6 protein-coding genes are annotated in these 14249 nt (G+C 63.5%); 4 read left to right on the plus strand and 2 right to left on the minus strand.

The window, feature by feature from the left end:
* Window positions 1–31: 31 nt before the first annotated feature.
* The gene (locus NTM_RS00005) at window positions 32–1096 is read right to left on the minus strand and encodes an AI-2E family transporter (RefSeq protein ID WP_232079875.1); all 1065 of its coding nucleotides are present in this window, start codon (window positions 1094–1096) and stop codon (window positions 32–34) included.
* Between the two features lie 131 nt (window positions 1097–1227).
* On the opposite strand from NTM_RS00005, the gene NTM_RS00010 reads away from it, so the two are divergent.
* Window positions 1228–1803 carry a carboxymuconolactone decarboxylase family protein gene (locus NTM_RS00010; RefSeq protein ID WP_104863049.1) on the plus strand — a complete coding sequence of 192 codons (576 nt, stop codon included), beginning with the start codon at window positions 1228–1230 and terminating at the stop codon, window positions 1801–1803.
* 81 nt (window positions 1804–1884) lie between these two features.
* On the opposite strand, the gene NTM_RS00015 is transcribed toward NTM_RS00010, so the two are convergent.
* Window positions 1885–2784, minus strand: coding sequence for a sigma-70 family RNA polymerase sigma factor (locus tag NTM_RS00015; RefSeq protein ID WP_163764969.1), 900 nt, complete (start codon window positions 2782–2784; stop codon window positions 1885–1887).
* 54 nt (window positions 2785–2838) lie between these two features.
* On the opposite strand from NTM_RS00015, the gene NTM_RS00020 reads away from it, so the two are divergent.
* The 3 genes from NTM_RS00020 (at window position 2839) to NTM_RS00030 (ending at window position 14197) form a co-directional block, all read left to right on the plus strand.
* The gene (locus NTM_RS00020) at window positions 2839–4350 is read left to right on the plus strand and encodes an APC family permease (RefSeq protein WP_104863047.1); all 1512 of its coding nucleotides are present in this window, start codon (window positions 2839–2841) and stop codon (window positions 4348–4350) included.
* 15 nt (window positions 4351–4365) lie between these two features.
* Window positions 4366–5226, plus strand: coding sequence for a universal stress protein (locus tag NTM_RS00025; RefSeq protein ID WP_163764971.1), 861 nt, complete (start codon window positions 4366–4368; stop codon window positions 5224–5226).
* Window positions 5227–5674: 448 nt separating this feature from the next.
* Entirely contained in the window at window positions 5675–14197 is an 8523-nt protein-coding gene (locus NTM_RS00030) for a cadherin-like domain-containing protein (protein WP_163764974.1), read from the plus strand.
* Window positions 14198–14249 lie beyond the last annotated feature (52 nt).

Consider the following 14249-nt stretch of genomic DNA (forward strand, 5'->3'; position numbering starts at 1 on the left):
TTACCGGCGCAGTCGCGGCTGAGGCCCGGGGTCAGGGCGCGGCGGCGTTCTCCCCGGCCTGTTCGGCGACCTGCTCGCCGTAGTAGCGCAGCACCACCGCGACTGTCGCGGCGACCGGAACCGCCAGGAACGCGCCGATCACCCCGAACAACGACGCCCCCAGCATGACCGCCAGCAGCACGATCACCGCGTGCAGCTTCATCGACTTCGACTGCAGCCACGGCTGCAACACGTTGCCCTCGAGCTGCTGCACGGCGAGGATGATGGCCAGCACGATCAGCGCGTTGACCGGCCCGTTCGACACCAGGGCGATCAGCACGGCGAGACCGCCGGCGACGAACGCGCCGACGATCGGGATGAACCCGCCGATGAACGTGATGATGGCCAACGCGTACGCCAACGGCACTCCGAGGATCACCAGCCCGATGCCGATCAGCACCGCGTCGACCAGGCTGACCAGCGCCTGGGTCCGAATGAATCCGCCCAGCGTGGACCAGATCCGGCCGAGGACTGAGCTCAGGTGCGGACCCGAGGGCTCTCCGACGGTGCGCCGCAGCCACGGCAGGAACCCCGGGCCGTCCTTGAGGAAGAAGAAGACCACGACGATCGTCGTGAACAACGTGACCAGCGCCGACGTCGCGGCGCTCACACCGGTGAACACCCCGGCCGCGATCTGCGCGCTGCTGGAGCTGAGCCGGTCGTTGATCGCCGCGACCGCCGAATTGAGTTGTTCCTCACCGATGTTCAGCGGCGGCCCGCCGAGCCAGTCCCGCACCTGCACCACGCCGGCGGATGCCTGCTGGGCGAGTTCACCGGACTGCCCGATGATCGCGGGCGCGACAGCGGCGACCGCGCCGGCCACCACCCCGACGGCGACCAGCAGCACCAGCAGCGTCGCCGCGGCGGGCGGCACGCCTTTGTCGCGCAGCCAGCGCACCGGTGGCCACAGCACCGTACACACGACCAGACCGAGCACCAGCGGAAGAACGACCACCCACGTCTTGCCGACCACCCAGGCGAGGATCCACAGGGCCGCGGCTACCGCGACGAACTGCACCGCCACCACCGCAGACGAGCGCAGGTGGGCGGCGAAGATCGTTCCGCGGCGGGGTTTCGACTCGGGATTCGACTCGGGAGTTGACCTGGTCTGGGCGTCCACTCCCCCTTGATACCCGTCGCCGACGGATTCCACTGTCACGTTTCGTCGGCGCGTCTCGTCTTGATGACATGACGTCGACAACACGCATCGAGCCCGTATCCCCACAGCGCGCCTCATTGCTGACCCGGTTGATGTGGCGCTACGCCAAGCGCCGCTTCGGCGAGGTGCCCGAGCCGTTCGCGATCTACGCCCATCATCCGGGCGTGATGCTCGCCGGCGCGATGCACGAAAGTGTGCTGGAGAAGGCCTCCACCACGCTGCCGGCGAGCGTCCGCGAGCTCGCGGTGTACTGGACCGCCCGCCAGATCGGCTGCTCGTGGTGTGTCGACTTCGGCGCCATGCTGATGCGGCTGGAGGGTCTGGACATGGCACGGCTCAAGGACATTGACGACTACGCGTCATCGCCGAGGTTCTCCGGCGACGAGCGCGCCGCGATCGCCTACGCCGCGGCGATGACCACCGACCCGCACACCGTCACCGACGACCAGGTCGCCGATCTGCGCCGGCGCTTCGGCGACAAGGGTGTCATCGAGTTGACCTATCAGATCGGTGTGGAGAACATGCGGGCCCGCGTGAACGCCGCGCTGGGGATCACCGAGCAGGGGTTCAGCTCCGGCGACGCGTGCCGGGTGCCCTGGGCATGACTTTGACCGCGCGAGAGTGCGCAAAGTCCGGCGTCGGCGCGGCGTGTTGCCCGCCGACACGCACGCTCGCGGACAAGGGGGTCAAGGGGCCAGCGGCGACGCGGTGAACTTTTCCGGGTTGGCGATGTCGTAGATCGCGACCACCTTCCCGTCCCGCACGCTCAACGCCTGGATGCGGGGCATGATCGGGGGCTCGCCGTCGGTCGCCTCCGCACCCGGCGAGTACACCCCGAGTTCGCCGTTGACCAGACCGAGCGTGCCGCTGGCGAGCAGCCGTTGCGCGCCGTACTTGGCGGCGAGGCCGAGCAGGAAGCGCGCGACCTTGTCGGCGCCGTGGATGACCCGTGCCGCCGTCGGGGCCCGGCGATTCGAGTCGCCGGTGAAGGTGACCTCGGGGTGCAGCAGGGCCACCACCGCCGACAGGTCACCGGAAGCCATGGCGGCCAACAGCTTTCCGACGACCTCGGCGTGATCCTCGGCCGGTGGCGGCGCGTCCGACACCGCGCGGCGGGCCCGGGAGGCCAGTTGCCGCGCCGACTGCGACGTCGCCCCGAGGACGCCGGCGATCTCGGAGAACGGCACCCCGAAACCGTCGTGCAGTACGAACGCGACCCGCTGATCCGGCGTCAGGTTCTCCAGCACCACCATCGCGGCGAACCGGGCGTCCTCGTCGGCGACCAACGCTGCCAACGGGTCGGAGCCGTCGAGGCCGGTCACCACCGGTTCGGGCAGCCACTCCCCGACGTAGGTCTCGCGCCGATGCGCCGCCGACCGCAGCCTGTCCAGCGCCAGTCGGCTCACCACCGTCGTCAGCCATGCCTTGAGATCACGGACCCCGGTCGCGCGGTTGGTCTCCCACCGCAGCCACGCGTCCTGGACGATGTCCTCGGCGTCGGTGACGGTGCCGGTGAGACGGTAGGCAACCGACAGCAGATACGGACGCATCTGCTCGAACTCCTCGACACGCGTGCTCGCGGTCATGGGTCGAGTGTAGATTCCGCCGTGCCGCGCCGGACGGAACCGTATATTGCGCAGATGGCGATCGAGGAGGACCCACCGGCGCCCGCCGTTGGCGGAAAAGGCCTGCAGGCAGGCGCGCTGGGCCTGGTCGGCAACGTGGTCATCGGCCTCGGCGCGGTGGCGCCGGCGTACAGCCTGGCCGCAACCCTCGGCTACGTCGTCCTCGCCGTCGGGGAGAAGGCGCCGTCGATGTTCGTGCTGGCGTTCATCCCGATGCTGCTGGTGGCGTTCGCGTACAAGGAACTGTCGCAGGACACCCCCGACTGTGGCACCACCTTCACGTGGGGAACCAAGGCGTTCGGCCCGTGGATCGGCTGGATCGGCGGGTGGGGGCTGGCGGTGTCGGCGATCATCGTGCTGGCCAACGTCTCTGAGATCGCCGCGATCTATCTGTACAACTTTTTCGGGTTGCACGACCTCGCCGAGAGCGTGCCCGCCACGGTGGCGCTGGGATGCTTCTTCATCGTGGCGATGACGCTGGTGTCCGCGCGCGGGATCGTGGTCAGCGAGCGGGTGCAGAACGTGTTGATCGCCATCCAGTTCGGCGTGCTGATCACCGTCAGCGTGATCGCGCTGATCCGGGTGTTCACCGGCACCGCCGGCGCGCAGGCCGTCACCCCGCAGTGGTCGTGGCTGTGGCCCAGCGGGCTGGACGTGTCGTCGATCGCCGCGGCGGTGATCCTGTGCATCTTCATCTACTGGGGCTGGGACGCCTGCCTGGCGGTCGGTGAGGAGACCAAGGATCCGGGCAAGACGCCCGGTATCGCCGCGCTGGTCACCACCGTCATCCTGGTGTGCACGTATGTGCTGGTCGCCTACGCGTTGCAGTCCTTCGCGGGATTCGGTTACGTGGGGATCGGGTTGAACAACCCGAACAACACCGACGACGTCCTGACGGTGCTCGGAGAGCCGGTGGCCGGGGCGATCGCGGCGTCGGCGCTGCTGTTGACGGTGTCGGTGTCGGCGCTGTCGTCGACGCAGACCACGATCCTGCCGACCGCGCGCGGCACGCTGTCGATGGCGGTGTACGAGGCGATTCCGAAGCGGTTCGCCAGCGTGCATCCCCGGTACATGACGCCGGCGTTCGGCACGATCGTGATGGGGCTGTCGGCGCTGTTCTTCTATCTGGTGCTGAAGATGTTGTCGGAGAATGCGTTGCTCGACTCGGTGGCCTCGCTCGGGTTGGCGGTGGCGTTCTACTACGGCATCACCGCGTTCGCGTGTGTGTGGTACTTCCGCAGGACGCTGTTCAGCTCGGCGCGCAACCTGTTCTTCCGCGGGATCTTCCCGCTGCTGGGTGGCCTGTCCATGGTCGCCGCGTTCGGGATCAGCGCCAAGGACATGCTCCAGCCCGACTACGGGTACACCGCCTTCGGGCCGATCGGCGGAGTGTTCGTCCTCGGCGTGGGGATGCTGGTCCTGGGTATCCCGTTGATGCTGGCGTGCTTCGCGTTCGGCACCAAGCGGTTCTTCCGCGGTGAGACGTTGAACGCCGAAACCGAAGTCAAGGTGCCCGATACGTTCTAAAGGGAGAGTGCGGCAATGCATTTCACAGTCGGCTACCTCGCCACCCCGACCGGCGACGACGGGATCGCGCTGGCCAGCGCACTGGCGAAGACCTTCGGAGCCAGCGTGGACGTCGTGCTCGTCGTGCGGGAGGAGTTGCCCGACGGGCATCCCGGCCACTCGCAGTACCAGCAGATGCTGGTGCGCCGCGGCGAGGACTGGGTCGCCAAGGCGGTGGAGACGCTGGCTGTCGACGGGGTCAGCGCCGGGTCGGCGGTGATCGTCGGAGAATCGTTCGCGCAGACTCTGGTCGAGTTCGCCGAGGCCAAGTCGTCGGATCTGATCGTGGTCGGCGGTGCCCGCGACGGGTTCTTCGGCCGGCACACCATCGGACCGGTAACCGGTGCGCTGCTGCATATCTCGCCGATCCCGGTGGCGCTGGCGCCGCGCGGATACGCCGAGGATCCCGACGAGAAGATCGAGGCACTGACCGCGGCCATCCCGACGCGGCCCGGCGACGACAACCCGCTGCCGTTCACGATCCGATTGGCGGCGCTGGCGGCGCTGCGGGTGCGGATGCTGTCACTGGTGTCGGCGGAGAACCTGGCCGAGGCGAGCAGTGCGCGTGAAGTGCGGGCGCTGCAGCGTGCGGCCGCCGAGGAGAACCTGGCGGTGGCGGCGCGGGCGCTGCCGGACGCGCCCGAGATCGAGTCGTTGGTGGCCGACGGGATGACGCTGGAGTCGGCGTTGAAGAAGCTGAAGTGGGACGACGGGGACCTACTGGTGGTCGGTTCGTCGCGGTTCGCCGCGCCGAAGCGGATCTTCCTTGGATCGACCGCGTCACGGATCCTCGCGGGGGTCGATGTGCCGGTGATTGTGGTGCCGCGGGAGGCCTAGATAAATTTGCTACAGCAAGTAGATTTCTCCGCTCCGGCGTCATCCGTTCATACGAACTTCGTTCACTACTCCGTCAAATGCCCAGTTCGATGGGTCATTAGTATTTACGCACAGGTAACATACTGAGCGAATCGAGCCCCCGAATGCCGTTGCCAGATGTTACTGTCTGCGCTCAGTTGACCGAAGTGGGTCACTTCGCCGGGGGTGGGCAATGGGCTATTCAAAGTACATCGGTCGCGTCGGAGCACTGGCGCTCGCGCTGGGCATCGGGACGGCTGTAGCGACTCCATCCTGGGCAGAGTCGCCGGGTTCAGATGCCGAATCGGCGTCGGCAGATGGCACCTCCCCGGGGAAGCCCGCTAGGGCGTACCCCGGTCCCGCAAACACCACATCGTCATCCTCGGCGGCAGAAGCAGAGAATGCTACCGAGACCACCGACACGGAGGTGATGGAAGAGGACCCCGAAGTCAACGACGATTCCGCCGCGGCCGCTGAGGACGATGCTGAAGCAGCCGCCGAGGACGAGGGAGAAATTGTCGATGAGGTCGTCCTCGAGATCAACGACGAGCCGAACCAACTCCCAGCCGAGGAAGGCATCGATTCCCCTTCGGCACCAAACGAGGATGCTTACAGTCCCACTTTCGGGGACTCGACGCGCACAGTGGTGCGCCAGTCCCCCACGAAACCCTCCAAGCCGCAAATCGACCCTGAACTCGAGGCGCCCGCAGAGACCGGCGCTCCTGATCCCGAACCCACAACCGCACAGTCGGTTTCGCGGTCGGTAACATCCACCGCGCGGCACGCCACGTCCGCCACGCCGGCCGAAGCACCTTCAGGGACGCCCGCACCCGCACCACTGGTGCAGCAACCCCAGACACCGGTCGGCCTCATCCTCGGAGGCCCGGCGGCATTCCTGGATATTGCGGCAAAAGCACTGGACATGCTGTTCAATCCGTCTCCGTCGGTCCCGGGTGATCCGCCGCTGCTGCTGGGCGTGCTGGCGTTCGTTCGCCGCGAGATCCAGCGGACGTTCTTCAATACCTCGCCGGAGGCGATTGCCGATGTCGCGACGACATATGAAGGTGTGCCTGCCCGAATCACGGTGCTCGGCAACGACGTCGACCCCAATATCGGTGACGTCCTGACGATTACAGACTACACCCAGGCGGTGAATGGTGTCGTCTCCCTGAACGCCGACGGCAGCTTCGCTTACACCCCGAAGGCCGGGTTCAGCGGCACCGACATGTTCACCTACACCGTCTCCGATGAAGCCAGTGCGTGGCACAGCCATGGGTTGGTCAGCGCACTGCGCGGCCATACGTCGACAACCACCGTATCCGTGACGGTCGTGGCCGCGCCTGCTAACGAATCACCCTCAGCAACTGATGATTCCACGACTACGACCGAAGACACCTCAGTCGTGATCGACGTCAAAGCGAACGACACGGACCCCGACGAAGACACCCTCGTTCTCACGGCCACGACGGCACCGCAGCATGGCACCGTAGCCGTCCTCGACGGAAAGGTCACCTACACCCCGACGGCCAACTATCACGGCACTGACACGTTCACTTACACGGTGTCTGACGGCGAAGCCGCCGATACTGCGACGGTCACCGTAACCATTACGCCGGTCAACGATGCTCCAGTGGCGGTGAATGACTCCGTAATTGTGCCAGGGAACTCCGGCGCCACGGCGATCAACGTCTTAGGCAACGACACCGACGTCGACACCGCCGACTCGCTGACGGTCACGGTGCTGAGCATCCCCACCAAGGGTGGGACGGCCACTATCAACGCGGACAAGACAATCGCCTACACGCCTGCCACGGGGTTCTCGGGAACCGAAACATTCACGTACACCGTCTCGGACGGCACGGCGACCGCCGTGGGGACCGTCAGTGTGATCGTCACTCCGGTCATTCCGGTCAACATCCCACCGGTGGCGGTCAACGACAGCTACACCATGCCCACCGGCGCCACCTCCGCCACCGTCAACGTCGTATCCAACGACACCGACCCCGACGGCGACACCCTCACCGTCAGCGACGTCACCGGCGCCACCCACGGCACCACCACCTTCACCGGCGGAACCATCACCTACACCCCCACCCCCGGATACGCCGGCACCGAAACCCTGACCTACACCATCACCGACGGAAAAGCCACCGACACCGCCACACTGACCATCACGGTACCTGCGGTGTCGCCTGTGAACCAGGCACCTGTGGTCGGCCAGCCCGCCTACGAGTACACGACTCACGCCGGCAGCGGCATCATCTCAGGTACCGTCGACGTGACGGATGAGGATGGCGACCCGCTGGCTTACACCGTCTCCGGATTGCCTGATGCTGAAATCGGGGCGCTGGCAATTGATCCGGCCACCGGGGTCTGGCAGTTCAAGCCTACCAATCAGGCGCGCTTCGATGCCTGGCGCAACCCGGGTGAGGTTATCGCCTCGTTCTCACTTACGGTGTCGGATGGGCTGGCGAGCGTCACCGTCAACATCGAAGCCAGCATTGCTCCCGCATTCGATTTCGACTATGACCGGCCGGGCACCGATGTCGACGATGCGAAGTCTGTGGTCGTTCTCGGCTCAGACGGCAGCCTTTACCTGGATAATGCTGACGGCCTGACCGTGGTCAATCCTGACGGGTCCCCGGGCGCGTCGATCCTTTTGGGCTTCCGCCCCACCGACGCCGCCCTCGGAAAGGACGGGCGGCTCTATCTGACAGATCCGCTGACCGACTCGATTGCCGTCCTCAACCCGGAAACCGGCACGGTTTCACCATTTGCGTCCAGCCCGAGCGCGTCGGGTCTCGCCTTCGACAGTGATGGGCGACTCTTCGTCACCAGCCTCGAAGACCGCACCATCACCATCATCGACCTCGACGGCAGTGCCGCCGACGTCATCCAACTGGACGCCATCCCCACCGATGTGGCCGTCGGCGCCGACGGAACGATTTACGTGGCTGAGATCGCCGACGACCGCAACAGCGTGCGGCTGACGATCCGCAATGCGGACGGTTCGGTCGCCGCCGTCCTCTACGACGAGATCTCCGCTCCGCTCGGCAGTTACGCAGGCCGCCTTGGTCTGGCGATCGGGCCCAACGGAGGGATCTATCTCGCCGACAGCAACCAGGGCACACTCACCGCATTCACCCCTGATGGGCAGTGGGTCAGCGACGCGTGGAATGAGCACCTCACTCGCGCGTTCGCGGTACATCCGGACGGGCGGATCACCGTACTCAGCAGCACTCCGAGCACGCTGATCGTTTTGACGCCGTACGCGTCCCAGTTCGACTGGAATTACGACTACACCGTCGACCAAGAGACAGGGGCCGTCAGCGGCGAGGTCTACGTTCTGAATCCGGGCGGACACTTGACCTTCGAGTTGACCTCACCGCCATCGTCGGCGCTCGGCACGTTAACACTCGATCCGGCAACGGGATCGTGGGTGTTTGTCCCCACCGCTGAAGCCGTCGCCGCGGCGACCTACGGCACGTACGACCCATCCTTCGAATTCGAGAGCTTCGTCGACTTCGTCATCACCGCCTCTGACGGCACTCAGATCGAGGCCAGTGCACCGATCGTCGCGGCCGACGGCTACACCGTCGATGTCATCGAGGAAGTGGGCGGCGCGCCTACCGCCCTGGCAGTAGGGTCTGACGGGCGGATCTACGTGGTTAACCATGGCAGCAATTCGATCACCGTCGTCAGCGCCGGCGGACAGATAGTCGACTCAATCGAGCTTAATTTCAGGCCCGTCGGTATCGCGAGTTCACCCTTTGGGTTCCTCGTCGTGACCAACGGAGTCGACAACACGCTCACTTTGATCAACCATGCCTACGGCAATGCGATTTCCAGCCTTCCGTTGGCTGCCGTCACTGGCGGGTTGGGCGCTGTAGCGACTGGCTATGCGGGGATCGTCGTGGTCGCCAGCGAAGAGACGGATACCGTAGCGGTCCTAAGCTCATTCACCAACCCAGTGCTGAGTATTGACGTGCCGAACCCGACAGGTGTCGCTGTGGGTGCGGACGATGAAATTTACATCGTCGGAACTGACGACGAGGGCGCGGGATATCTCCGGGTGTACGACGTCGACGGTAACCTGGTGACTTTCACGCTGCTCGGCGGCGCTCCTTCTGGTATCGCGTTTGGTCCCAACGGCAAACTGTATGTCAGCGACCAAAGCGGCGTCCCCCGCGATGTGGCCATCGTGTTTCCCGACGGCTGGGTCGACCACACGCTCGAACTCGGTGTTCACGGCTCGGGCATTACCGTGGCCCCGGATGGACGGGTCTACATCGCCGACACCGAGACCGGTACCCTGACGGTGCTGACCCCACCTGACGCTCCTCCGGTGACGACGCCTGTGGGGGCCGTCTCTACGTTCGACGCCAAAGAGGTGACCAACCTTTACGGCATCGCTGTGACACCGGATGGGCGCATCATGGTCACAGGCTTCGACGCCGAGCTCAAGCCCATCCTGGGTGCACTTGAGGCCAATGGCACGGTCACGAAACTCTCTGACGTATCGGGTATGCCAGTCGGCATCGAGGTGGGTCCCGACGGTCGTATCCACGTCACCGACTTCCAGACGGGGACGGTGACGGCCTACGATCCGGCAGCCGGCTACGCGGCCGAAATTGTCGCCACGATTCCCGGCGCTACGGGGCTGGCGTTTGACGACGCCGGCAACCTGTACGTCACCGGTAACGACGTCACCACCAGCGGGACACCCTCTGCAGGCTTGCTACACATCATCAGCCCCGATGGAAGCACTGAAACCGTTGCGCTGCCCGGCTTATCGTACGACGTACAGGTAGCCCCAGACGGCCGCGTGTTCGTTACCTACCTCTTGCTGCCAACAGGTGCGACCGCCCAAGGGGGTGGTGGCGTCCTGGTTCTCAATTCCGACGGCACCATCACTGACCTCGAATTGCCGCCGGGCACCACCCCCGCCGGCGTCGCCATCGGTCCCGACGGCACGCTGTTCATCACCAGCCCGCCCCTGAGTCCCGGGTCCGGAGGAGGGACACTTGTCGTCCGCTACCCCAATGGGATCACGCGCGCAGTCGAATTGGGCCGCCAACCATTCGGGCTGGACTTCGACAACGAGGGCCGACTCCTCATCACCGATTTGCTGTCCCACACCATCACGGTGCTCAATCCCATCTACGACCCAGTCAACGAGCACGCACCCGCGGTGTCAGACGATCCCGACTCCCACTCCACCAGCAGCAGCGGAGTCGTCAGCGGTGCAGTGATCGGCGCAGACGCTGATGGCGACCTTCTCACCTATTCCGTGTTCTCGGATGCGGATCCGACCGTTGGTGCCGTTGTCGTAAATCCCCTCACTGGCGGATGGCAATTCACCCCCACGGCGCAGGCTCAGCTCGACGCATGGGAGATGCGAAACAACGACCCGAATGGCGATCAACTGTCAGTGACGTTCTCCATCGGAGTAACTGACGGTCAGTTGAGTGACGCCGTCGCCATCACTGTGAACATCCTTCCGGGAACGCAACCAGCGGCTCAAGATCCCGCGTTCACCATCATAGAAACCAATCCCCGCTCGGGATTCGTCACAGGGCGCATCAACGTCGTCGATGCGGATGGCGACATTCTCACCTATCAGTTGGAAAACGGCAGTGACAGTCTCTACGTCTACCTGCGGTATGACACAGGCGAATGGCAGTTCTGGCCCTCGGCGGAACTGCGCAACGCCGCGTCAGGCACCCCCGGAGACGACGAATACGCGTTTGTCGTCAATGTCACCGACGGCGCGACCACGGTACCCGTCACCGTCACGGTCCCGGTATTCGCGAATTCCGCGCCCATAGCTGCTGATCCCGCCTTCACAATCACGTCAACGACGGATTCGACGGGCCGTGTCGAGGGATTGCTGAATGTCACCGATGATGACGGTGATCCACTGACCTATTCAATCGGTTGGCTCGACAGCTCGATCGGCACCATCGAGGTCGACTACCACAGCGGCGCTTGGGTATTCACACCGACGGCGCAGGCACGCTACAACGCGTGGGCAGATGCTGCCGCCGCGACCGCCTCATTCAGCATTCGGGCGACTGACAGCTGGGCGAGTACCGACGTCACCGTCGTGGTCGACATCGTGCCCGGACTGGAACCGTCTGTGCTGCAACAACTCGCCGCCAACGGTGACGTGCTTGTCAGCGAAAACGAGGATGGAACTGTTCGAGCTATCCACGGCCCGTTCGTGCCGAAGACGGTTTCGAACGCTGCGGATGCAGCTGAGGTATTCAAATATGTCGCGACCCTCTTGGGGTCGTACGCTGACTTCGCGATTGCAGACGCCATTTCCACGCAACAGGTTATTGGCGCCGACGACCTGACGACGGAGCACTTCTATCGGCTTCGGCCGAAGGTCGACGGTATCACCGCTCTGAGTAGTTCGGTCACGCTCGTTGTCCGCGGAGACGGCATTGTCACCGGACTCTTCAGTAGTTATGCCGCGGGGCTCAACGACATTGATTCGACGCCTTCGGCCGATCTTGCCACCCCCGAATCTGCCGTCGCGGTGGCAAAAGAGCACCTTCGGAGCCAGATCTCGTCCTCTGCAGAAGAAGAGGTCATCGAGGCATTTCTCAACTCGGTGAGCTTCGAGGCGATACTCGCCGTCTACGACCTCGAACCCCAGTCTTCCCCTCGCCTGGTTTGGAAGGTGACCGCCACAAGCCAACTGACTGCCGTCGATGCAGACACCGAGTACATTCCGGCAGATGGCGAAGAGATAATTGTCATTCCCTCCGTCAACACGACCTATTTTGTCAATGCCAATGGCGCGGATGTGGGCGTAATTCTTGACGAATTCTCCTCTGTCGGAAGCGCGACTGTCACCACCGAGACCGCCAAAGATCTATTCGGCATAGTGCGAACATTCAATGCGAGCCAATCCGGATCAACGCTTTCGCTGGTTGACGCGTCAAAGAACCTGACGATCTATATACTCACCTATCGACAGGAGACCCTACCGGGTGGCGCGAAGGTGCTTTACCAATCATATAAGCTTGCATCGCGCGAGAATGGATCATGGAATCCGGAGGCCGTTTCCGCGCATTACAGTCTGACGCAGGTATACAACTTTTACCGCGATAAAGTCCAGCACAAGGGAATCGACGGCGCTGGCACTGTCGAGATCCCGGTATACGTCAATGGCAAGGACGACAGCAGCTACTGGAACGGCAGTTGGTTCGAATTTTCGGGAAAGATGCTCACAGCGCGTGCCGTTGATGTTGTCGCCCACGAATACACGCACGCGGTAATCCAATACATCATTCTTGATAAAGATTCGCAGGGCGTCGGGCTGGGCTACCAAGGCGAAAGTGGGGCGTTGAATGAAGCTTACAGCGATATTCTCGGTAGCTTGATCGAAGGAAAATCCAGGACAGACCCCGGTCGTTGGCTGATCAGGGAGGACTCGCGAAAGACAATTCGCGACTTGAGCGACCCGTCGAGACCTGAATACGCGGTTCCTGGTCTAGGAAATCCTCGTCACGATTACAGCGATCGTTATCTTCTCGGGCCGGGCGAAAAGTACTCAGAGGGAAATGACTGGGGCGGCGTCCACGTCAACAGCACAATCATGGGTCATGCCTTCTACCGGATGATCATGGATCCTTCGGAGGGCTCGTGGCGTGGTTCGGGCCGCACCACCAACGTCACAGACAAGGAGTGGGCGCAGGTCTTCTACAACTCTCTCTACCGGCTGCCGAGTTCGGCAACTTTCGTGGATGCGCGTTCCGCCATTATCAGTTCGGCCAAGGTGAAAGGCTTCACCGAACGAGAGATCCAAGCAATTCAAGATGCCTTCGACCACGTCGGTGTGTACGCCACAAGTTATAAGTACGGCTCCTACGAGTCGATCGACCTGGGGTCAGCTCCATACGATCTCGCATTCGGCGCCGAAAACGGCCGCGCATACGTGGCCATGGGAGACGGAACCCTGAAGATAGTGGATACGGCAGAGCTCAGCGCTTCCGGCCATGCTGGCTATACGCCAATCTCGATCAATCTCGGTGGCACGCCAGGTGGCATTGCAGTGGCTTCCGACGGCTGGCTCGCACTTGTGACGAATCCGTCGAAAAACGAAGTGGCGGTTGTCGACACCAAGGTAATCGAGACTATTCCAGTGGACAGTCCCGGGACGATCGCAGTCAGCAGCAACGGTTTGATCGCCTTCGTCACCAACACGCAACGCGATGTGATGACGGTTGTCGACCTAACGACGGGCATCAACCCAGCAACCGTCGAGATTCCGCTGTGCGCCGGATGCAATTACCAGGGCGATGTTGCGCTCAACGCTGACGGAACTCTCGGCTTCATTACTCACCCGAGCTCCAACACGGTGTCCGTCATCCGATACAACGGAATCAACCATCTCCCAGAAGTCAGGACTGTGGCGATCGCAAGCCCGTATTCCATTGCGTCTAGTGCCGACGGCTCTGTTGCCGTCGTGTACAGCTCTACAGGACGGGTTTCAGTGATCGACGCTTCTGGCCCCGAGCCGACGGTGACCGTGGTACCGGAATATTTCAGCTCCTACACCAGCACGGGGTTCATCGCTCTGAGCGCCGACGGCAAGCGGGCATTCGTCACCAATCACAGCGGGTCCAATTCGGTAGTCGCGATCGATACTTCAGATCCGGTGAACCCCCGGGTGCTCTGGCGAAACAGCCTGAACGACCTGCCGCATTCAGTTGCGACTACGTCCGCCGGCACCCGCGCATATGTGGTGGCGCACGATCATTTCTGGGTCCTCGATACCAGGTCCGGAAGAGTAAAAGCGATTGCGGCGAACATGCCGTCGGAAATCACTTACAACAGTGCGAGTGACTATCAGCAGGTGGCTGTAAGGGGCAACGGCAACGTGGTCATCGCGACCTCAGTCAACGGTGACTTCGTGGTATTGAACGGCTCCGCGTTCTGACCTACTACGCGAGAGTGCACTCACGGTAGCCGAAGCCGCTCAGCAGCTACCG

The sequence above is a fragment of the Mycolicibacterium parafortuitum genome (genome assembly GCF_010725485.1).
GTDB lineage: Bacteria > Actinomycetota > Actinomycetes > Mycobacteriales > Mycobacteriaceae > Mycobacterium.

Excerpts from the sequence above, each read along its gene's own strand:
- NTM_RS00010 (WP_104863049.1), top strand. The coding sequence starts at position 1,228 with ATGACGTCGACAACACGCATCGAGCCCGTATCCCCACAGCGCGCCTCA.
- NTM_RS00015 (WP_163764969.1), bottom strand. The coding sequence starts at position 2,784 with ATGACCGCGAGCACGCGTGTCGAGGAGTTCGAGCAGATGCGTCCGTAT.
- NTM_RS00020 (WP_104863047.1), top strand. The coding sequence starts at position 2,839 with ATGGCGATCGAGGAGGACCCACCGGCGCCCGCCGTTGGCGGAAAAGGC.
- NTM_RS00025 (WP_163764971.1), top strand. The coding sequence starts at position 4,366 with ATGCATTTCACAGTCGGCTACCTCGCCACCCCGACCGGCGACGACGGG.
- NTM_RS00030 (WP_163764974.1), top strand. The coding sequence starts at position 5,675 with ATGGAAGAGGACCCCGAAGTCAACGACGATTCCGCCGCGGCCGCTGAG.